Below are 20,447 nucleotides of genomic sequence, written 5' to 3'. Positions count from 1 at the left end.
AATGGAGACATCGCAAATGGAACAGAATGCCTGGAACAGGTACTATCCAGCCGGCGCCTTGGCGTCCTATCGGGAGGAAGCAGGATCGCCGGTGACATTGTTCACCCGTTCGGCGAGCCGGTATCCGGAGCGGAACTGCCTGAGCTTCGGCGGTCTCACCCTAAGCTATGCGCAAACGCTGGATCTCGTGCAGCGCGCGGCGGCAGGGCTGCAAGCGCATGGCCTGCGCAAGGCCGACCGGATCGCCCTGCTGCTGCCTAATCATCCAGGTTTTGTGATCGGATACTACGCCGCGCTTCAGATAGGGGCGGTAGCGGTAGCGATCAATCCGCTTTATCCCACGCGCATGATCGCTACGCAGCTGCACAATAGCGGCGCGCGCGTCCTGGTCGTGGCGGATCTTCCCGGCTTGCTAGAGACGGCCTCGGCGTGTCTGGAGCAGGGCGTGGTCGAATCGGTGATCGTTGTCCGCATGGATGCTTCGGATCTGCGGTCCGGTGCCGACTCGCCAGCGCCCGCCTTGGCGCCGCGCATGGTCTCGCTGGCTTCGATCCTGGCGAACGCAGGCCATCCGCAAGCCGTTGCGATCGATCCGCTGGAAGACCTTGCCGCCTTGCAGGCAACCGGAGGCACCACCGGAACGCCGAAGTTCGCGATGCTGACGCACAACAACTTCTGGATCAATACCCAGCAGGCCAGGCTGATGATGAGCGGGCTGAGAGAGGGCAAGGAGGTCTTCCTTGTCCCGCTGCCGCTTTTTCATATCACCGGCACGACCTTGCTGATGCATCTCGGCCTCGCGGTTGCCGCCGAGCTGGTGCTGATGCCGAAGTTCGATATCGGCGCGGCCATCACGCTATGCATCGAGCGCGGTGTGACCAATCTCGCGGCCGTCCCGACTATCTATACGGCTTTCCTGGATCACCCCGACGCGGACAAGGTCAACTGGCGCGGGATGACCCAGGTGATGGCGGGCGGTGGTCCGCTTCCGCCCGAAACAGGCGTGCGCTTCCTGGAGCGCTTCGGTGTGCGTATCCGCCAAGGTTACGGCCTGAGCGAATGCAGTCCAGGCCTGACGATGATGCCTGACTGCGCAGATGGCCCGGTGAACTCCATCGGGATTCCGATTCCGGGCACGCAGATCCAGATCCGCGATCCTGCCGATCCTGCGCGAGTGCTGCCAGCGGGGGAGGCGGGTGAGATCTGCGCCGCAGGGCCGCAGGTCATGAAGGGCTACTGGAATCGTCCGGAGGAGACGCAGGCAGTGATGACCGCGGACGGATTCCTGCGCACGGGCGACATCGGCAAGATGGATGCCAATGGATTCATCGAGATTGTCGACCGGTTGAAAGACGTCATTATCGCTAGCGGCTACAAGCTGTTTCCTACCGCGATCGAAGCCGCGGTCTGCGAGCATCCGGCGGTGAGCGAGGTGGCCGTGATCGGCGTTCCCGATCCCTATCGCGGCGAAACCGCAAAGGCGTTCTATAGCTTGCGTCCCGGGGCGGCGCTGGATGCCGACGAATTACGTATCTTCCTGTCCGGCCGCCTGTCGCCGATGGAGATGCCGAAGCTCTTCGAGATGCGGGAGGCCTTGCCGAAGACCGCCGCAGGAAAGATCTCCCGTCTTGCCCTGCGCGAGGAGGAGCGGGAGAAGGCCAGGTAAGCAGCCAGGTAAGCACGTTGCCCGTCAAGTGCAACGCCACGCAGGCGGCGACGGCGCGTTGTCGCCTGCTTTCCACGTTTGCCATCATTCGGGCGCGGCCGCGCGCTGCGGCATACGCGGTCGACCGGCAGGAAGCTGCGGGCCGGCAGCCGACGTCTGCGAACTGCTGAGCCGGTTAAACGTGCTCGGGCAGTTCTTGCCGTGGGCTCGCCGGGCGAGCCGGCGGGACCAAAGGCCGCACGCGCCTGACCGGGCCGGCGGCAGCGCTGCCGGCGGCAATCACCCAGGGCATGGCGGAGGAGCATTCTGGCTTCCAGGCCGCGGACGTGCGCCCTTTTTCCATCGATCCGTGCCATTTCCTGCGTGTCATTCCCTGTGTGCCATTCCCTGCGTGCCGATGGCGACGTCGTGAAGACAGGCTCTCCCAAGTAGCACGCTGCGCCCTCGGTCAGATGATGTGGGTGGCCGGTCCGCCGCAGCGTAGCGAATCCGGAGCCGGCACGCTTGCCGGATGACGGAAATGGCCACCCGAAAGGCTGCGCCGAGGACGGGCGCAGGCGAGTCGGGCAGCCATCCCTGCCGTCAGAATTGGTGCTTGATGCCGGCGTAGTACATGCGCACCCGTGCGCCGGCGTCCTGCAAGGGCAAGGGAGATGAGCCGTTGAGCCCGCCCAGCCAGAAGTTGTAACGGCCATTGCTCTGGTTGCGCAGCTCAACCGCTGTCACATCCAGCCAGGTGCGCTTGCTCAGGCTGTATTGATAGCTGACCGACAACATGCGCGCGCCGGTTTCGGCCAAGGTGCTGCCGTTCTGGTGCACCGGCAGCGCCTGTCCGTATGTCAGGGAGAACAGATGCGGGCCTGTCGCGTAGCTAAGCGGAACCGCGAAGGCAATGCGATCCTGCCTGCTGCCGGTCACTTTATCGTCGACGCGATTGCGATCCACCACGGCCCCGAGGCGCAAGCCGTTGTATGTGTAGCCAAAGGCGAGCTTGTCGGCCATCTGGTCGAGCGATCCCACGGTTTGCAAGGGCAGGATGCCCTGGCTGTTTCGCTGCATATGGTAGAAGCCGATATTCAAGGGGCCTTTGGTGTAGCTGGGGCTGAGGTACCAGGTACGATTGCGGCCCGCGCCGGGCTGCTCGGCATCGAACGAGTACGATGCCATCACCGCGAAGCCGCCGAAATCCGGCGTTTCGTAGCGTACGGTGTTGTTGAGGTAGTTGCCCGCGAAGTTGGCGCCATTGATGGAGCCGATCACATTCAATGAGTTGGCGGCGCTGGGCGCCGCGTCGAATGCGCCGTGGGTGTCGGTAATGAACCAGTGATGGCTGAAGTACACCGACTGCCGGCCTAACTGCAGACGTCCGAACGTTGCGCTATCCACGCCGACATAGAAGGCCCGGCCCGCGCCCTGCGCGCCGGTGTCGGCGGAGAAGTCCCATTCGAGATGGTAGAGCGCTCTCGCGCCGTTGCCGAGATCTTCCTTTCCGTCGAGAAAGAAGAAGCTGGTCTGGTTGCTTTCCCGGAATACGCGCGACGCCGTGCCGCCGGGATTTGCCGCTCCGCTTACCGACGTGGCATCCAGCCCCAATTTGATCTGACCGCCTAGCAGGACATTCTGGGCGTGGGCGAGGGCAGGGGTGCACAGCGCGGCCGACGCGCAGATTCGTGCAAGGATTCTCATGGTCTCCTCCGTCATTTGTATGATCGATTTCTGGTTGAAAGACTTGGAGCAAGGCGCGCACTCTGTTGTCAGGAAAGTGTTCGCGATGCGCCTGTGCGGATCCGTCGCCTGGTTGTCGCGAGCGTTCGGGGGCGCTCCGAAGCGGGTCTGCTGTGGAGGCTGATCGGTCATTCCCTGGTGGGGAACCGGCGTGTCTGCGCGGCGGTCGCAGCGCAGTGGACACATTGCATGACGAGCGCCGGCGGACCGCCGCAGGCGCTGCCCGAGAGAGCGGATCCGCGCGTGCCGAGTTGCGTCGGCTTATGACGCCAGCGCAATCGCGCCAGCGAGATACAGGGAAAAGGCGAGCAGTATGCCGAGCAGTGGCGTACGGAACCAGTAGCGCTGGGCGACGGCGGCATAGGCCGCCAAGGCCGATGCGCCGACCAGCTGGAGAAACAGGGATGCTGTCAGTAGCCCGGGAGCAGCCTGCGCCAGGTACAGGTAGAACAATCCGAACAGGATCGCGCCGAAGCTATGGCTGGCGTTGAATCCGATCCATGCATTCCACATGGTTGTCCGGCCGGAGATGACCGGAGAGGAAGCCTGCATCTTTGCGGCCGCGTCCTGTTCTTTGGGGTGGAGTTTACGTGAGGCGAAGGTGTATGCCAGGTGCACGGCGCCGAGCGCCAGCATGATCGATGCACTGACAGAGATCAGTATTGCTCCCAAGATGTCTCCTTTCAACGAATGGCTGGATTGCCGCAGTGCCGGATCTGACGCCGCGCCGGTGTCCTGATTCTTGAATTCGTGGAATCACTGAGTCTGTCGAGAAACCGAGCGGGGCGAGGCGCGAAGCCGGGCAGGGCTGGGGCCTTGCGAGCATTCGTGACGACGCGTCGCGCGGACCATCGGCGGACTCAGGACGGATCCAGGGCGGACTTGGTCCACGAACTCGTGATCCAGGACACTGGAGGGCTTCCGCTGCGGGACACCGAAAGCGTGTAGCGCATCAGGCCGTGCGGGCGCGTTGTTGAAAAGCGCGGAATCTGTCCTGTGCGTCCGCGCTTTGCATGAGGCGCTGGAACTCCTTTGCTTCCGCGGCGAGGGCTGCCTTGACAGCTGGTGCGGCATGGCTTTTAACGAGCTTCTTCGTGGCCATGGCGGCTTGCAGCGGGAGCGATGCCAGCCTGGCGGCCAATGCCTTCGCGGTTGCGAGCAAGGCGTCGTCATCCACCACCTTGTAAACCAGACCGGCTTCGGCCAGCTGCGTAGCGGACATGCTTTCACCAAGCAGAAAGCTCGCCATCGCTCGCTGGTGCCCCAGCGCTGCTGGCAGCAAATAGCTGGAGGCGGCTTCGGGGCAGAGACCAAGCTGCACAAAAGGCACGCTTGCCCGGATCGACGGCGCCGCCAGCACAAGGTCGCAATGCAGCAGGAAGGTCATGCCAACGCCAATCACATGTCCCTGCGCCGCGGCCAGCAATGGCTTCGGAAATGTGCTGATCGCGTCCAGGAAGGCAAATGCGGGTGAGGTGGCCAGGTCTTCCGGCGCGTCGATAAAGTCGGCGAGGTCATTGCCGGCAGAGAACGAGGCGCCGGCGCCGGTCACCAGCACCGCGGCTATCTCCGCGCTGTTTGCCGCGTGCTTCAGATGCTCTGCGATGGCGATGTACATCTGCCTTGTCAGCGCATTCTTCTTTTCCGGGCGATTCAAGGTGATGTGCATTACCCGATCCGATACCGCAACTGTGATGTGAGATGTCTCGACTGCCATGATTGCTAGCTCACCTTTGATGGTTGACCGCGGGGACGCATGCCCCTTCGGGTCGTTTCAGGAGGGAATGCCTGCTCAGGTCTGCTGTGCCACGCCTCCGCGTTGCCGGGCATCTGGAGCCGCGGATGGCGGTCAGGCCGGCGCAGAGAGTACGCAAAGTGCGCGTCCCCAGTATAATACGAATTCGACTTCGTAAAACAATCTATTTGTATTGCATGGAGACGGCATGAACCACCCAGACTGGAACGAACACGGACGTCGGCAGCAACTGGCGCGCTTCGGCTACCGCACCGATGCGCAGGCGCCGGCGCCACTCGCCTTCGACGCCGAATGGAGTCGCCTGCAGGCGGACTTCCCTTGCCCCCCCGGGCAGCGCGTGCCCACCTATGCGGCCCTCGACACCGCCGCCGCCGAACTCGCCAGGCAGTACATGCGCGACCGCTTCCAGCTCGACAGCCTGCTCAACCAATGCGACGCCATCCATGCCGACATCGTTGCCCTGGGGCCGCACCCGGAGGTGGTCGAACGCTACGCCAGCGCGCGCGACGCCTTCGAGGACGCGGTCGAGCGCTTCGGTGTGCTGCGCGGCCGGCTGCAGTCGGCTCTGGCCGCCGCAGCCACCGCCGGTGACGCGCCTGGCGCCGGTGCGCCGGCCGATATAATCCGCCCATCCAAGGAGGATTCGTGATGGCGAAGGCGGCAACGACCAAGGCCCGGCAAGTCAGCTGGGAAGAGTTGAGCGCAGGGCTGGCCGGGCAGGTTCCCTTCTCGCCGAAGGCGATCATCAGCACGGTGTTCGGTGACATGCTCTCGCCCGGGCGCGGGTCGGTCTGGCTGAGCAGCATCGTGCAGCTGGTGAGCGCGTTCGGACTGGAAGCGTCCCACGTGCGCACCGCCGCGCTCAGGCTGGTGTACGACGGCTGGCTCGATGCGGTACGCAGTGGCAAGTACAGCTACTACTCGCTCAGCAAGGAAACGTTCGAGAACACCCGGGACTACTTCGAACGCGTCTATGGTGAGCCCAGGTCCGCCTGGGACGGCAGCTGGCAGATCGTGCTGTTCGAACCCGACAACCTTGACAAGCGTGTCGTGGCCGATCTCAAGCTGCGACTGCAATGGCTCGGCTTCGGGCCGTTCGCGCCCAATCTCTACGCGGCGCCGGGTAACGACCCCGGCGCCTGCCAGCACCTGGTGCGCGAGCTGAAGATCGAGGGCAAGGTGCAGATACTGAGCGCGACGCCGGCAAGCCAGATGGCGCCGGCGCCCATGGAGGCCACCATCCGCAAGGCCTGGCGCCTGGACGCGGTGGAGGCCGGGTACCGGGACTTCATCGCGCTGTTCGGACCGGTGCAGGCGGCGCTGTCGGACGGGGCGATTCCCCCGGCAGCCGCCTTCCAGGTGCGCACCCTGCTGGTGCTGGCCTATCGCCGCATCGTCTTGCAGGATCCCAAGCTGCCGCTGCAGCTGCTGCCCTCCTCATGGGCCGGCACCGAAGCCCATGCGCTGTGCCGCGCGCTGTATTTCCAGCTCCTGCCGCCCTCCGAGGTGTTTCTCGCCGAGACGGTGCAGACCAGCGAAGGCGTTCTCGCCCCCGTCTCGGACGAGGTATTGCGGCGCTTCGGCGGCGCGCCGTCCGCGGCGCCGGCCTTGCCGGGCCGGCGCCGGGCCGCAAAGGCGCCTGCGGCGTAGCTGGCACAGTGGCAACTTCAGGTATTCAGCGCAATAGTGAAACGCTGGAGTTCATCCGCCAGTGCCGCGCTTGCCATCCACCCCGGAAAGTGTCCGCCAACCGGATGCTCGTTGCGATAGATCAGCCGGTGCGCCCGTTCGATCCAGCGGCTGGGCGGAGGCGGGAAGAAGCCGCCGCCGAAGCCGGAGTATCCGGTAGGGACCACGCAGCGCTCGCCGCCAGCCAGCGCTTGCGGCGCGTGGCGGTCGGCCCAGTAGATCCACGCGGCGGAGCCCAGGCTGCCGGTCAGCCAGTAGCTCGATGCAAGGGTCAGGATTGCCGACTGGAGACGCTCGGGATCCTGCTGCGCAGCGGGGCCGGACCACTGGTGCAGCTTTTCGGCGATCCATGCCAGCACGAATGCTGGCGAGTCGGCCAGCCCCACCGACAGCGTGGATGGCCGGCTGGCCTGCAGTTCGCGGTAACCGCCATCCACGGCAAGCCGTTTCTGGGTGTGGCGAATCCAGGAGCGCTCGGCGTCGTCAAGCGGGTCTGACGCGTCGATATCCGGCTTCAACCCCATCATCGTCAAGTGCAGGCCTGCAACCCGTTCCGGTGCATCGACCGCCAGCCAGCTGGAGACCACGGCACCCCAGTCGCCGCCGTGCGCAATCACGGGACCGAGTTCAAGCCCTTCGTCGATCAGCAGCCGCCATAGGCGAGCGATGTCCCGGGCATGCATCGGCCTGGACGGCGCAGACGACCAGCCGAACCCGGGCAGCGAGGGGGCCACCAGCGTAGGGCTTCCCCTGCCGCCGCCGTGGCGCTCCCGCGCCCGCAACTGCTCGATGACCGGGACGTACTCGACCGGCAGGCTTGGCCAGCCATGCGTCATCAGGATGGGCCGGGCATCACCGCTTCCGCCGGCAACGAAGGCATGGACGTGCAAGGTGCCGAATCCTTCCGTCTCGACCTCGAAGAACACGGAAGGCACGGCGTTCAGCGCCTTCTCCAGCAGGGCGAAGCCGTCCCCGGCTTCCCACCGGGCAGACAGGGCGCGCAACCACTCCTGGTCCACGCCGAAGGACCACCCCGCGCCCGGGCTGGCCACCGGCCAGCTGGTGGTGCGCAAGCGCGCCCGCAACGCCTCCAGGCGCGCTGCCGGCACGGTGAGCGCAGAGGCATACCGTCTGATGATTCTCACGACTCTCCTCCTGTCGCGCCATGCAGCCGCAGCAGTTGCTTGCCGGTGTTGCTGCCCTCGAACACGCGCGCGATCGCCTGCAGTGCATGCTCGATCCCGTCGACGATGTCGACACGCTGGCGTAGCGCTCCGGAACGATGCCAGTCCCAGAGCCGGTGCTCCGCCATGGCAAACTGAGACTCATAGTCGAAATAGACGAAGCCGCGCATGGTGGCGCGCTGCCCGATCAGTGCAAGGTAGTTGGCGGGTCCGACCGGCTTGCGTGCGTTGTATTGCGAAATGCCGCCGCACAGCACGACGCGCCCGCCGGTATTGATCCGCTTCAGCGCCGCGTCGAGCACCGCGCCACCGACGTTGTCGAAGTAGATATCGATGCCCTGCCTGCACAGGGCCTTCAGCCGCTGGTCGACATCGCCGCCGGTGTAGTCAACCACCTCGTGCGCGCCATCGCCGAGCACCGCTTCGCGGCGCCGGGAACTCGCCACTCCAATCACGTGGCATCCGGCCAGTCGCCCCAACTGCACGACGGCCGAGCCCACCGAGCCCGCCGCTGCCGACACCACCAGCGTATCCCCGGGGGCCGGGCGGCCGACGTCGAACAAACCGAAGTAGGCGGTCATTCCCGCCAGGCCGCAAGTGCCGAGCGCGACCTCATCCGGGATATCGTCCGGAATGCGGCGCACGCCGACACCTTCCATAAGCCCATCCGACAGCGCATGCTCGCGCAAGCCGAACAGGCCGGTAACCCGCGTGCCTTCCGGGAACTCCGCGTGGCGGGATGCGATGACGACGCCCGCCGAGATTGCCCGCATCGGCTGGCCGAGCGCCACCGGCGGGATGTAGGAGCGCAACGGGCTCATCCATCCCCGCATGGCAGGATCAATCGACACGGTGGTCACGCGAACAAGGAACTGCCCTCGGTCCGGCATGCCGATCTGGCTGTCGTGAAGCACGAGGTCTGTGGAGGAGACCGCTCCTTCCGGCCGACGCTCCAGGCGCCACTCTCTATTTCGCATCATGTTCACCGATGAAGGAAGACAGGTTTGCGCCGGTCAGCGAAAGCGCGCATGGCTTCCTTCTGGTCATCCAGAGCAAAGGTCGCGTGCAGAAGGCGGCGCTCGAAGCGAAGGCCGCCGCTGAGGCCCGTATCGAAGGCCGCGTTGACGCTTTCCTTGATCATCTCGACAATGGGCAGCGAGTATCCGGCGATACGCGCCGCCATTTCCAGGGCTGTGCGGATATGGTCCCCGGCTGGAACCAGGATCGAGACGATGCCGATGCGCTCCGCCTCATCCGCGCCAAGCAGGCGCCCCGTCAGGCAGAGCTCCATCGCTTTTGCCTTGCCAATGGAGCGGGCCAGGCGCTGAGTGCCACCGCCGCCGGGAATGGTGCCGACCGAGACCTCCGGCTGCCCGAAGCGCGCGCTAGCGTCGGCCACCACGATATCGCTCATCAGCGCGAACTCGCAGCCGCCACCAATGGCGTAGCCGGCAACCGCCGCGATGACGGGCTTGCGGCAATACGACAGCACTTCCCAATCACGGCTGACGAAATTCCGCACATAGGCTTCGGCGAATGTCTTCTCGGTCATCTCCTTGATATCGGCGCCCACGCTGAAGCAGGATTCGCCGCCGGTCACGACGATCGCACCGATTTCCGGGTCTTCGTCGAGGGCACTCACAATGCGGCTAAGCTCGAGCACCAGTGCTTCGTTCAGCGCGTTCTTTGCTTCGGGCCGGTTCAACGTGACCAGCCCGACGCGCCCGATGCGCTCAGACAATACCAATGACATCTTTGCTCCTTTCGGGTTCTCTCGTCTTACTCAGCGGCAAGCCGTGAATCGAGTTCCTGATCGTCCATCGCATAGCCCATGCGCTGGTCATAGTCCGGCTGAACGTCGTCGACCCACTCGAGGCCGGCCTCCTGAATGCGCTTTCTGACGAGTTCAAGGTACTGTGCCTGGCACGCTTCCGGCCGCAGGATCTTCAGACCCATGTCGTAGTAGCGCTCGAAATTGGCAGACTGCGTTTCCCCTGCCAGGGAAGGACGGCCGTACATGCCCATCCCCATCGCCAGGAACTTTGGCACGCGCCGTTGCAGCCGCTCCCACGCTTGCGAGCCGCCGAATTCGATCGCACGTTTGACGGCCCACAGGCCGAAGCCCATGTGCCCCACCTCCTCGCGCGCGATCCGTTCCGAGGCGCGGGCCCAGGGGAGGTAAGAGCATTTCGTGTACTGCCCCAGGAAGATCACCGCGCCAGGGGTTGCGACGCACGACATCATCGCCACGTCCTCCCAGCACTGGAACTGGTCGCGCCAGTAGGAGCGGCGAAACCCGTTGATCACGTTGACCCGCGCCGGGTCGGGGTTCTCAGGATGGTCGCGCAGTTCCGCAAGCCTGGGCTTTACGTCGATGCCAAGGTCCTCCAGCACGGTCCACAGATAGAAAGCATGGCCGTATTCCTCCATCGTCTTCTTGGCGAGCCGATAGGCCTCCTCCGGCCGCGGCGCGAAGCAGAGGTTCTCGCCGACCCGCTGGGCGCCGGCATACTCGGAATCCGCCTGGAAGCTGAGCAAATGGATCAAGGCTTTCCGATAGTCCGCAGGAAGGGTATCTCCCTTGTCGTAGTACTTCATGTTGTTCTCCTGTTGAAAAAAAGAAGGGGCAGATCGCAGGTCTACGGCGCGTTGTCTGCCGGTTTGGCAGACTGGGTTCGGCTTGGAGTCAAAGCGGATCGGCGCCAGGCTCGGACGCTCTGGCGTCATGCGGAAGATCGCTGGATCCCGGCGCGCATGCCACTTGCCGCGTCACGGTTGGTCCACCACCGGTATCCGGCAACCACCATGCACCTGCTGAAGAATCAGTTGGCGGGTACCGGTGTGCCTGCCTTGACCGAAGCCGAGGCGCGGACCGCCGGACGGATCGCGCCCCCTCGCATCGACCTCGACCAAGCCCAGACGCACGGCATTCGCGCTGGTGCTTCTCCAGGAAGCACCGATGCCGCTGAGAGCACCGTAGCCGCCCAGCGCAATCTCTTTGTCCGATACACCTCTTAACTGCGTCCTCCCAACGCATGGCAGCAATGCGCGGAACGCAGGCCACCGTGCGACCAGGCCTCGTGGTTTCATCTGGCTCCTCCAGTCGATGCGCTCGACTTGGTAATACAAATTTAAGATGTAAGTTAGATGATTTTGTATTACATTGCAAGAGCTCAGTGAGCGACGAAATCTCACTTCCGGCGGGCATCCGCATCCTCGCAGGCACCCGTTCCTGCATTGCGGGCTGGACAGCGCTGAGGGGTACCCGCCGAGTCAACCCAGAAAGGGAAGAAGAATGAAGAACGGAATGACACCCTATGTAGCCCCGCTTGAAGCGCTCGCCTTTGCCGTTGCCACCGCGACGAATGGCAACCCGCGATTGGCAGTAAAGGAAGACCTGGATTGGGAGACGTTCCAGGGCATCCTTGCCGCAAACGCCCGCCTGACCGAAGACATCCTGCTGCCGTTGAGCCGCCATTCGGACACCACGCATCCCGTACTGCACGCCGACGGGAAGGTCACCACCTCCGAAGCCGCGCGCAGCGCGTACAAGCAATTCATCGACGGTGGCTGGCCGGGCGCCCCGCTTCCCGTTGAGCTTGGCGGCTTGGGACTTATGCGCCTGGCGTGGGCGCCTCTTGCCGAAATGTGGAATGCAGCCAATCCCGCTTTCGCGCTGTGCCCGGTGGGCAACGTCGGCGCGGTCGACGCACTGCTTGCCTCGGCGTCGGCCACGATCATCGAACGGTATGCGTCGAAGATGGTGACGGGAACCTGGCCGGGCACCATGAACATCACGGAGCCGCAAGCGGGCTCGGATCTATCGCTGATCCGCGCGAGGGCCATCCCGGACCCCAGCCGGGGTCCCGGGCATTACAGGATTTCCGGGCAGAAGATCTTCATCACATTTGGCGAGCATGATCTCGCCGAGAACATCGTCCACCTTGTACTTGCCCGTTTGCCGGATGCGCCCGCCGGTGTGAAAGGCCTATCCTTGTTCCTCGTGCCGAAGTTCCTGGTCGGCGGCAGCGGGGAGATCGGCGAACGAAACGATGTCAGATGCGTAGCGCTGGAGAACAAACTCGGCATTCACGGCAGCCCTACGGCGGTGATGGTCTACGGCGAGATGGGCGGGGCCCAGGGCTTCTTGATCGGCGAAGAGAATCAGGGCCTCAATGCGATGTTCGTGATGATGAATCTGGCGCGCTTCAGTCTCGGCCTGCAGGGCACGGGCATAGCCGAACGTGCCAGCCAGGCGGCCTTCTCCTACGCCGCCACCCGCATCCAGGGGCGCCATAAGGCATCCGGCGGGAAAGCAGTCGCGATCATCCATCATCCGGGAGTCAGGCGCGCGCTGCTGAATCTACTGGCCAATACTCATGCCGCACGCAATCTGACCTACTACAGCGCTTCGCTGATCGATGCGCTCGGCTCCCCCGCGTCAACCGCTGAACGGCAGGAGGCACAGCGCTTGCTCGGTTTCCTGACCCCCATCGTAAAGGGCTGGATTTCGGAAATGGCGGTCGACTCCACCAATGCCGCGCTGCAGATCTTCGGCGGGGCCGGATATATCGAGGACACCGGCGTAGCACAGCTGGTACGCGATGCACGGATCACCACCATCTACGAGGGAACCACCACCATACAAGCGAACGATCTGGTGCATCGCAAGGTAATAGGAGATGGGGGAGCGGCATTCGCACTGATGGCCAGAAAGGTAATGGATACCGCCTCACGCCTGCAAGCTTCGCCAGCGCCGCGCCTGTGCCGTGCCGGCGCTCAGCTTGCCGCGGCGCTGTCGCAGGTCACCGCAGCCACGGACTGGATCGTCAGGCAGGGCGAAGACCGGAACGAGAGCGCGCTCGCGGTGGCCGAAGCCTATCTCGAGGCCTGCGGCAGGCTCTTCGGTGGTTGGCGCTTGCTTCATGCCGCGTTACTTGCCCAAAGCGGCACGGCTGCGTTCCGGTGCCCGCCCTCGCTGGCCGACGAACTGGAAGCCTGTTCGTCCTACTTTGCCGACTGGCAGCTGAGTCAGGTCGAAGGCCTGAGCTCGGCCGTCATGCGGGCCGGTGCCAGCGTGACCGATGCAGACTCCCTGTTCGAGGAAGCCGTCCGCAGACTCGGCCCTGCCGCATGAAGCCGACCGCAGCAGACCTCCAGCCTTGAAACCGTTGATATCGATCCTTCCCAAGGAAACAGAGCCCATGGCCCTTCCCTCAATCCTGCAGAATCTGGCGTTGCCCGTGATGGCCTCTCCCATGTTCATCGTCAGCTATCCGGAACTGGTTCTCGCACAATGCAAGGCGGGCATCGTCGGCGCCTTTCCGACGCTCAACGCACGCCACCCGGAGTTGCTCGACGAATGGTTGACCCGCATCGCCGAGGAACTGAGCGCCTTCAGAGCGGCTAACCCTGGCCAGCCCGTCGGGCCGCTCGCGGTCAATCAGATCGTGCACCAGTCGAATACCAGGCTGGAACGTGACGTGCGCGTCTGCATCGATCACAAAGTGCCGATCTTCATCACCAGCTTGCAGGCACCGGTAAAGGAGATCCTCGACGCGGTGCATGGCTACGGGGGCATCGTCCTGCACGATGTCATCAGCGTACGCCATGCGCGGAAGGCGCTGGAAGCCGGAGTGGATGGTCTCATCGTGGTGGCTGCCGGCGCAGGCGGCCACGCGGGGACCCTGTCCCCCTTCGCGCTGGTCGGCGAAGTCCGGAAATTCTTCGACGGCCCGCTGGTGCTGTCGGGCGCGATTGCCAACGGTGAAGCCATCCTCGCCGCGCGCGCCATGGGCGCCGATCTCGCGTACATCGGCACGCGTTTCATTGCCTCGCAGGAAAGCAATGCCGCCGAGGGCTACAAGCAGGCCATCGTGGGGGCCAATGCTGCCGATATCGTCTATACCAACCTGTTTTCCGGTGTCCACGGCAACTATATGCGGCAGAGCATTCTGAACGCCGGGCTGGATCCGGACAACCTGCCGCTATCCGACAAGAGCAAGATGGATCTCTCGGGCGGCGCGAGCAAGATCAAGGCGTGGAAGGATATCTGGGGGGCCGGACAGGGCGTCGGGTTGATGGATGAGATTCGGCCGACAGCGCGGATCGTTGCGCAACTGCAGGCCGAGTATCAGGCCGCGCGTCACCGGCTGCTGGCGCAAGACGCTTGACGAACCTTCCGGACTTTAGCGGATCGGCGCCAGTGCGGCCCGCGCATGGACCGCACTGGCGACGCCATATTGCGCTACGCCGCAGGCGCCTTTGCGGCCCGGCGCCGGCCCGGCAAGGCCGGCGCCGCGGACGGCGCGCCGCCGAAGCGCCGCAATACCTCGTCCGAGACGGGGGCGAGAACGCCTTCGCTGGTCTGCACCGTCTCGGCGAGAAACACTTCGGAGGGCGGCAGGAGCTGGAAATACAGCGCGCGGCACAGCGCATGGGCTTCGGTGCCGGCCCATGAGGAGGGCAGCAGCTGCAGCGGCAGCTTGGGATCCTGCAAGACGATGCGGCGATAGGCCAGTACCAGCAGGGTGCGCACCTGGAAGGCGGCTGCCGGGGGAATCGCCCCGTCCGACAGCGCCGCCTGCACCGGTCCGAACAGCGCGATGAAGTCCCGGTACCCGGCCTCCACCGCGTCCAGGCGCCAGGCCTTGCGGATGGTGGCCTCCATGGGCGCCGGCGCCATCTGGCTTGCCGGCGTCGCGCTCAGTATCTGCACCTTGCCCTCGATCTTCAGCTCGCGCACCAGGTGCTGGCAGGCGCCGGGGTCGTTACCCGGCGCCGCGTAGAGATTGGGCGCGAACGGCCCGAAGCCGAGCCATTGCAGTCGCAGCTTGAGATCGGCCACGACACGCTTGTCAAGGTTGTCGGGTTCGAACAGCACGATCTGCCAGCTGCCGTCCCAGGCGGACCTGGGCTCACCATAGACGCGTTCGAAGTAGTCCCGGGTGTTCTCGAACGTTTCCTTGCTGAGCGAGTAGTAGCTGTACTTGCCACTGCGTACCGCATCGAGCCAGCCGTCGTACACCAGCCTGAGCGCGGCGGTGCGCACGTGGGACGCTTCCAGTCCGAACGCGCTCACCAGCTGCACGATGCTGCTCAGCCAGACCGACCCGCGCCCGGGCGAGAGCATGTCGCCGAACACCGTGCTGATGATCGCCTTCGGCGAGAAGGGAACCTGCCCGGCCAGCCCTGCGCTCAACTCTTCCCAGCTGACTTGCCGGGCCTTGGTCGTTGCCGCCTTCGCCATCACGAATCCTCCTTGGATGGGCGGATTATATCGGCCGGCGCACCGGCGCCAGGCGCGTCACCGGCGGTGGCTGCGGCGGCCAGAGCCGACTGCAGCCGGCCGCGCAGCACACCGAAGCGCTCGACCGCGTCCTCGAAGGCGTCGCGCGCGCTGGCGTAGCGTTCGACCACCTCCGGGTGCGGCCCCAGGGCAACGATGTCGGCATGGATGGCGTCGCATTGGTTGAGCAGGCTGTCGAGCTGGAAGCGGTCGCGCATGTACTGCCTGGCGAGTTCGGCGGCGGCGGTGTCGAGGGCCGCATAGGTGGGCACGCGCTGCCCGGGGGGGCAAGGGAAGTCCGCCTGCAGGCGACTCCATTCGGCGTCGAAGGCGAGTGGCGCCGGCGCCTGCGCCTCGGTGCGGTAGCCGAAGCGCGCCAGTTGCTGCCGACGTCCGTGTTCGTTCCAGTCTGGGTGGTTCATGCCGTCTCCATGCAATACAAATAGATTGTTTTACGAAGTCGAATTAGTATTATACTGGGGACGCGCACTTTGCAGGACAGAGAACTACAGAGAACTACGGAGACGTGTGCGTAGAGGAAGGAGACAACTCATGTCGATCCGGTCCCGGTTCATCTTCGCGGGAAATTCGGTCGGCAGTATCCACGGCCTGATGGGGTTGCCGGGCTTGAGACTGGCCGCCACCTGTCTTGCCGTTACCGCGCTCGCCTTTGCAGGGATTGTCGAGCAGTTGATCAGCAAGATGGAGTCGGTGACGGGCAGATTCAACGGCCTTGTGGTGCTCCGGCGTCTGCATGGTTGTGCTCGCGGCCTTCGCTGGCTGGGTGTGGCCGGGTGTCGGCATCCTGCGCTCACCGCTTGGACGAGCACTACGCGCGAAGCGTGAACATATCGGGGATTTCTATCTGGGAGCGCAGGATGTCATGGCGAGGGAAGGCTGGGGCTGGAAACGCAGGCAGATATGGGGATAGCGAATTGAGCACTCTCACCTTAGTCCCCGGCGAGGGAACGCCGGAGAGACAGCGGCAGGACTACCGCCTCCAGAAGGAGGAGATTCGTCGGGACGCCAGCATCGGTTCGACGGTTGCCACGATGTTCCAGGCTCTGGTTGGCAAGTGGGGCGATCGCGTAGCGTTGCGCCGCAAGCAGGGCGGGACCTGGGAAGACATAAGCTGGCGGCAATTCGGCGACGCCGCACGCCAGGTTGCGGCGTCCCTGGCGGCTAGCGGATTCCGTGGCGGCGAGTCTGCCTGCATTCTCAGCAGCACGCGTCCGGAATGGATGTACTGCGACATGGGACTGCTCGGCATCGGGATGGTGGTCGCGGGCATCTATCCGACTGATTCCAGCAGCCAGGTGGCCTACCTGGCGGGAGACTGCAATGCCTCCATCATCTTTGTCGAGAACGACGCGCAACTCGACAAGGTACTGGCGATCAGGGAGACGTTGCCCGCATTGAGACTCATTGTTGTCTTCGACTTGGCAGGGCTGCGCGACCTTGCCGACGACATGGTCTGCAGCTTTGCCGATTTCCTGCTCCGCGGCGCCGCGTTCTCGCGTGCCCAGCCAGACTGGTTCGCGCGCCAGACAGGGAAGGTCCTTCCGGATTCGCTGGCAATTCTGGTGTACACCTCGGGCACCACAGGTCCGCCGAAAGGGGCAATGGTCAGCCATGCCAACCTGGTGTTCCAGGTGGTCAACAGCGCTCCGCTCTGGGAGATGCATGAGGGCGACGACCGTCTCGCGTTCCTTCCCCTGTGCCATATCGCAGAGCGGTATTTCACCTACTTTTCCATGTACCGCGGTGTTGTCTCCAACTTCGTGGAGAGTCCTGCGACGGTCCTTGATGATGTCCGTGAAGTTCAGCCGGAATTCATGCTGGCGGTTCCGCGCATCTGGGAGAAGCTGTACTCACAGGTAGACATGCGGTTGAAGGAAGGCACGCGCTTGCGGCGTTGGGCTTTTGGTTGTGCGATGGCGCTAGGCATGCGTCGGGAAAGGCTGGCTGCGAAGGGGGTTTCCCCTCCAGCGTGGCTGGAACTTGCGCTCTCCATTGCGGATCCGGTGGTGCTGCGTGGCGTCCGAACCAGCATGGGACTTGAGCGGGCGCGTTCGATTGCAAGCGGCGGCGCGCCCATCTCGCCGGAGCTCGTGCAGTGGTACGGGGCGCTTGGCATTGTCTTGCTCGAGCTTTACGGCATGACCGAATGCGGCACGATTTCGGCGAACCTGCGGCATGCCCGGCGCCTGGGCTCGGTAGGCCGCCCTGCGGGAGGCTGCCGGGTTCGCATTGCTGAGAATGGCGAGATTCTGGTTCGCGGGGCCAATGTCTTCGTGGGCTATCTGAATCAGGAGTCCAAGACAGCCGAGGTACTACGGGATGGCTGGCTCCATACAGGCGATGTGGGCCGCTTCGACGATGATGGCTATCTCTATATCACCGATCGTCTCAAGGACATCCTGATCACATCCGGCGGCAAGAATATTACGCCAAGCGAAATTCAGAACGCCCTCAAGTTCTCGTCGTATATCAGTGATGCGCTGGTCATCGGCGACCGGCGGAAGTACCTGACGGCCATCATCATGATCGACCGGGAGAACGTCGAGAAGTTTGCGCAAGAGGCGCAGCTTGCATATACGGATTTCGCCAGTCTTGTGGCCGTGCCTCAGATCCGCATGCTCATCGGCAAGGTGGTCGAAGCCGTCAATGCAAAGTTTGCCCGCGTCGAGTCGATCAAGGATTTTCGCATCCTGCCGGTCGAACTGACGCCGGCCCATGAGGAGGTCACGCCAACCATGAAGCTCAAGCGGCGCGTGATCGAGCGCAAGTGGGAATCCCTGATCGAGAGCATGTACGAAGGAGCATCATTGTGAGCGAGTTGGAAGTTGTCGAAGTCGGCGGGGTGCTGAGTGTTACCCTGGCCCGTCCTGCCAAGCGCAACGCCTTGACGACGCAGATGGTGCGGGCGCTGCGCACGGTTCTTGATGAAGCCGGCCGGAGCCGCTCCGTGCGAACGGTGCTGCTGCGCGCGCAGGGCGCCGCGTTTTGCGCGGGGCGTGATCTTTCGGACGCCGTGGCGGGCGAGGATGCTGCGGCCATCTTGCACGAAGAGATCAATCCGCTTATCGAATCCTTGAGCAAGGTTCCGCAGCCGACCATCGCTGCAGTGGGCGGCGCGGCGATGGGCGTGGGCCTCGGCCTGGCTCTCGCTTGCGATCTCGTGATGGCCAGTCCGTCTGCAGCCTTCGCTTCGCCATTCGCGCGCCTTGGCGGCATCCTGGATTCCGGTGGGCATTGGCTTCTGGCGCGGCGCATCGGCGGGAGCCGGACGTTTCGCTTGATTGCGACTGCCGAGCAGATCGGCGGGGAGGATGCCTATGACTGGGGGCTGGCCGATCTGCTCGTGCCCGACGAGGAACTCGATACGCGCGCGCGCGCGCTGGCGGAAGTGCTCGCCAACGGGCCGCAGGATGCGCTGCGCGAGGAGAAGCGGCTGCTTGCGGCAGCCATGACTTCGACGTTGGCGCAAACGCTGGCACTCGAGGCTACGGCCCAGGGCTGGGCGGCGGGTACTGCAGATTACCGCGAGGGGATCGCAGCGTTCAAGGAGAAGCGCCGACCGGCATTTCGCCTGGAGCGGCCATGAGCTATGCGGTAACGCTGGAGCCGGGCGGCGCTATGTTCTTCGCGGAGGCCGGAGAGATGTTGCTGGATGCCGCCCTGCGGCAGGGTGTAGCACTTGCGCACAGCTGCCGCCAGGGCATATGCGGGGCTTGCCGGGTCCAATTGATTTCCGGGCAGATCGATCGAAGCGCGGAGGAGCCTGTGGCAATGGATGGCGCCGAGTCCGGCGAGGTCCTGTGCTGCAGGGCGAGCGCGCGCAGTGACCTGGTGCTGTCGAGCACATTACCCACGGGCAGGCAACCACTGCCGGTCCGCAAGCTGCTCGGGCGCGTTGCCGGGATTCGGCGGACAGGGGCGGCGGATGTACTGATCCTCAGCATCAAGCTGCCGCGCGAGGCGGAGCTTGATTTCCGCCCGGGGCAGTACGTCGATCTGACGACCAGGGAGGGCGTTCGCCGCAGCTACTCCATCGCGCAGGCTTCAGGCAGGGGAGATTGCCTGGAGTTTCACATCCGGCATTGCCCAGGCGGCCGCTTTACCGATGGCCTGTTCAATGAGCGGGAGTCGCGGCCCGGCACCGGCCACATCGTGCAGGTGGAGGGGCCGTACGGCAGTATGTGGTTGCGGGAGGCGGACGCACCGGTCATCCTGCTGGCAAGTGGCACTGGATTCGCCCCTATCAAGGCCATGGTCGAGGAGGCCATGCGTCTTGGTATCCACCGGCCGATGCGCCTGTATTGGGGGGGGCGTCGACCCGCTGACCTGTACATGGATGCGCTTTGCCGGCATTGGGCAGCGGCATGGGACGGATTTTCCTATATCCCTGTCGTGTCGGACGCTTGCGATGCGGATGCCTGGCAGGGGCGAACCGGATGGGTCCATCGCGCAGTGATGGAGGACATCGCCGATCTGGCGGCCTACCACGTCTATGCTTGCGGTGCGCCGATCGTGGTGGAGAGCGCCCGACAGGACTTCTCCCGGATCTGCGGCCTGCCGCGCGGCAGCTTCTTTGCCGATGCATTCGTTACGGCGAAGGATCTGTCAAGCGGGGTATGCGCTGCGGCTTGATGGCGCGTGCTTGAAGCGGGTGGCTGGCAGCGGGCCGTCGCGGCGCCGTCGGTACCGCGTTCATCGGGAGTCGCCGCTCGCGTGAACAATCGCGTCGAGCTCATTCGTCAGCCGGCCGCGAACGGGGGCGGCGGCGCAGCAGCAGGAATGCAGCGGGAATCAAGAACAAGGAGAGCAGTGGCGCTGTGACCATGCCGCCGACCATGGGAGCGTCGATCGCCTCCAAGCCGGTGCCGCCTGTCCTCATGATGGGCAGCAGGCCCGCCAGGATGACGGCGTTCGAGTCGAGGCCACCCATCAGGCGTAGGCCGGCGCTGCCCGGCTGGTCGACTGGATGCAGGCATGGTGGACGTTGCTACGGTGGGAAGGTCAAGGGGAAATGTGCGGGGCCGCACTGTCGATCTCCTGGACGCTTGCCTCGCGGTGCGACTCCCTCTTATCGAGAGCCGCACCGGACCTGCCAGCGCCGCCCGCGCGTGCGGGCCG

The 20,447-nt window shown here is 64.5% G+C and carries 20 protein-coding genes; 10 read left to right on the top strand and 10 right to left on the bottom strand.

The features are described from left to right. Positions 1–16: 16 nt before the first annotated feature. The gene (locus BKK81_RS30825; RefSeq protein WP_197524006.1) at positions 17–1,666 is read left to right on the top strand and encodes an AMP-binding protein; all 1,650 of its coding nucleotides are present in this window, start codon (positions 17–19) and stop codon (positions 1,664–1,666) included. 582 nt (positions 1,667–2,248) lie between these two features. Here the strand turns inward: BKK81_RS30825 and BKK81_RS30820 are convergent. From BKK81_RS30820 to BKK81_RS30810, 3 genes are all read right to left on the bottom strand, one after another. Next, positions 2,249–3,352 (bottom strand): porin, encoded by a 1,104-nt coding sequence (locus BKK81_RS30820; RefSeq protein ID WP_071020901.1) that lies wholly within the window; start codon positions 3,350–3,352, stop codon positions 2,249–2,251. Positions 3,353–3,652: 300 nt separating this feature from the next. Next, entirely contained in the window at positions 3,653–4,063 is a 411-nt protein-coding gene (locus BKK81_RS30815) for an LIC_13387 family protein (protein WP_197524005.1), read from the bottom strand. A gap of 280 nt (positions 4,064–4,343) precedes the next feature. Beyond that, complete coding sequence (locus tag BKK81_RS30810; protein WP_197524004.1) at positions 4,344–5,060, bottom strand: enoyl-CoA hydratase-related protein; 717 nt, start codon at positions 5,058–5,060, stop codon at positions 4,344–4,346. Positions 5,061–5,334: 274 nt separating this feature from the next. Between BKK81_RS30810 and BKK81_RS30805 the strand changes: the two genes are divergently transcribed. Next, the gene (locus tag BKK81_RS30805; RefSeq protein WP_071020895.1) at positions 5,335–5,796 is read left to right on the top strand and encodes a hypothetical protein; all 462 of its coding nucleotides are present in this window, start codon (positions 5,335–5,337) and stop codon (positions 5,794–5,796) included. Next, the gene (locus BKK81_RS30800) at positions 5,796–6,797 is read left to right on the top strand and encodes a PaaX family transcriptional regulator (protein ID WP_071020878.1); all 1,002 of its coding nucleotides are present in this window, start codon (positions 5,796–5,798) and stop codon (positions 6,795–6,797) included. Before BKK81_RS30805 ends, BKK81_RS30800 begins: the two co-directional genes overlap by 1 nt. A 17-nt stretch (positions 6,798–6,814) precedes the next feature. Here BKK81_RS30800 and BKK81_RS30795 read toward each other — a convergent pair whose 3' ends face one another. The 4 genes from BKK81_RS30795 to BKK81_RS30780 all read right to left on the bottom strand — a co-directional run bounded on the left by BKK81_RS30795 (position 6,815) and on the right by BKK81_RS30780 (position 10,618). Further along, the gene (locus BKK81_RS30795; protein ID WP_071071828.1) at positions 6,815–7,981 is read right to left on the bottom strand and encodes an epoxide hydrolase family protein; all 1,167 of its coding nucleotides are present in this window, start codon (positions 7,979–7,981) and stop codon (positions 6,815–6,817) included. Further along, positions 7,978–8,934, bottom strand: a complete 957-nt coding sequence (locus BKK81_RS30790; protein ID WP_231908149.1) for an NADP-dependent oxidoreductase — start codon at positions 8,932–8,934, stop codon at positions 7,978–7,980. Before BKK81_RS30790 ends, BKK81_RS30795 begins: the two co-directional genes overlap by 4 nt. A 68-nt stretch (positions 8,935–9,002) precedes the next feature. Beyond that, complete coding sequence (locus BKK81_RS30785; protein WP_071020889.1) at positions 9,003–9,773, bottom strand: enoyl-CoA hydratase-related protein; 771 nt, start codon at positions 9,771–9,773, stop codon at positions 9,003–9,005. A gap of 26 nt (positions 9,774–9,799) precedes the next feature. Beyond that, positions 9,800–10,618, bottom strand: coding sequence for a Phenylacetic acid catabolic protein (locus tag BKK81_RS30780; protein WP_071020886.1), 819 nt, complete (start codon positions 10,616–10,618; stop codon positions 9,800–9,802). A gap of 207 nt (positions 10,619–10,825) precedes the next feature. Between BKK81_RS30780 and BKK81_RS35775 the strand changes: the two genes are divergently transcribed. From BKK81_RS35775 to BKK81_RS30770, 3 genes are all read left to right on the top strand, one after another. Further along, positions 10,826–11,038 (top strand): hypothetical protein, encoded by a 213-nt coding sequence (locus BKK81_RS35775; RefSeq protein ID WP_156811500.1) that lies wholly within the window; start codon positions 10,826–10,828, stop codon positions 11,036–11,038. A 277-nt stretch (positions 11,039–11,315) separates the two neighbouring features. Then, complete coding sequence (locus BKK81_RS30775; RefSeq protein ID WP_083384595.1) at positions 11,316–13,157, top strand: acyl-CoA dehydrogenase; 1,842 nt, start codon at positions 11,316–11,318, stop codon at positions 13,155–13,157. Between the two features lie 67 nt (positions 13,158–13,224). Then, the gene (locus tag BKK81_RS30770; protein WP_071020881.1) at positions 13,225–14,193 is read left to right on the top strand and encodes an NAD(P)H-dependent flavin oxidoreductase; all 969 of its coding nucleotides are present in this window, start codon (positions 13,225–13,227) and stop codon (positions 14,191–14,193) included. Positions 14,194–14,267: 74 nt separating this feature from the next. Here BKK81_RS30770 and BKK81_RS30765 read toward each other — a convergent pair whose 3' ends face one another. Next, the gene (locus tag BKK81_RS30765; RefSeq protein ID WP_071020878.1) at positions 14,268–15,269 is read right to left on the bottom strand and encodes a PaaX family transcriptional regulator; all 1,002 of its coding nucleotides are present in this window, start codon (positions 15,267–15,269) and stop codon (positions 14,268–14,270) included. Beyond that, the gene (locus BKK81_RS30760; RefSeq protein WP_071020876.1) at positions 15,269–15,730 is read right to left on the bottom strand and encodes a hypothetical protein; all 462 of its coding nucleotides are present in this window, start codon (positions 15,728–15,730) and stop codon (positions 15,269–15,271) included. Before BKK81_RS30760 ends, BKK81_RS30765 begins: the two co-directional genes overlap by 1 nt. A 130-nt stretch (positions 15,731–15,860) precedes the next feature. Here BKK81_RS30760 and BKK81_RS30755 point away from each other — a divergent pair, with 130 nt between their 5' ends. The 4 genes from BKK81_RS30755 (at position 15,861) to BKK81_RS30740 (ending at position 19,961) form a co-directional block, all read left to right on the top strand. Further along, complete coding sequence (locus BKK81_RS30755; RefSeq protein ID WP_071020874.1) at positions 15,861–16,154, top strand: hypothetical protein; 294 nt, start codon at positions 15,861–15,863, stop codon at positions 16,152–16,154. 89 nt (positions 16,155–16,243) lie between these two features. Then, positions 16,244–18,142 (top strand): AMP-dependent synthetase/ligase, encoded by a 1,899-nt coding sequence (locus BKK81_RS30750; RefSeq protein WP_197524003.1) that lies wholly within the window; start codon positions 16,244–16,246, stop codon positions 18,140–18,142. After that, positions 18,139–18,915, top strand: coding sequence for an enoyl-CoA hydratase/isomerase family protein (locus BKK81_RS30745; protein WP_157903342.1), 777 nt, complete (start codon positions 18,139–18,141; stop codon positions 18,913–18,915). The genes BKK81_RS30750 and BKK81_RS30745 overlap by 4 nt, the downstream gene beginning before the upstream one ends. Continuing rightward, complete coding sequence (locus BKK81_RS30740) at positions 18,912–19,961, top strand: 2Fe-2S iron-sulfur cluster-binding protein (RefSeq protein WP_071020871.1); 1,050 nt, start codon at positions 18,912–18,914, stop codon at positions 19,959–19,961. Before BKK81_RS30745 ends, BKK81_RS30740 begins: the two co-directional genes overlap by 4 nt. Before the next feature lie 100 nt (positions 19,962–20,061). Here BKK81_RS30740 and BKK81_RS30735 read toward each other — a convergent pair whose 3' ends face one another. After that, positions 20,062–20,259, bottom strand: coding sequence for a hypothetical protein (locus BKK81_RS30735; RefSeq protein WP_071020868.1), 198 nt, complete (start codon positions 20,257–20,259; stop codon positions 20,062–20,064). Positions 20,260–20,447: the final 188 nt, after the last annotated feature.

Origin of the sequence: Cupriavidus sp. USMAHM13, assembly GCF_001854285.1 — a bacterium.
Lineage (GTDB): Bacteria > Pseudomonadota > Gammaproteobacteria > Burkholderiales > Burkholderiaceae > Cupriavidus > Cupriavidus malaysiensis.
This window is presented reverse-complemented; position numbering and strand designations above follow the sequence as displayed.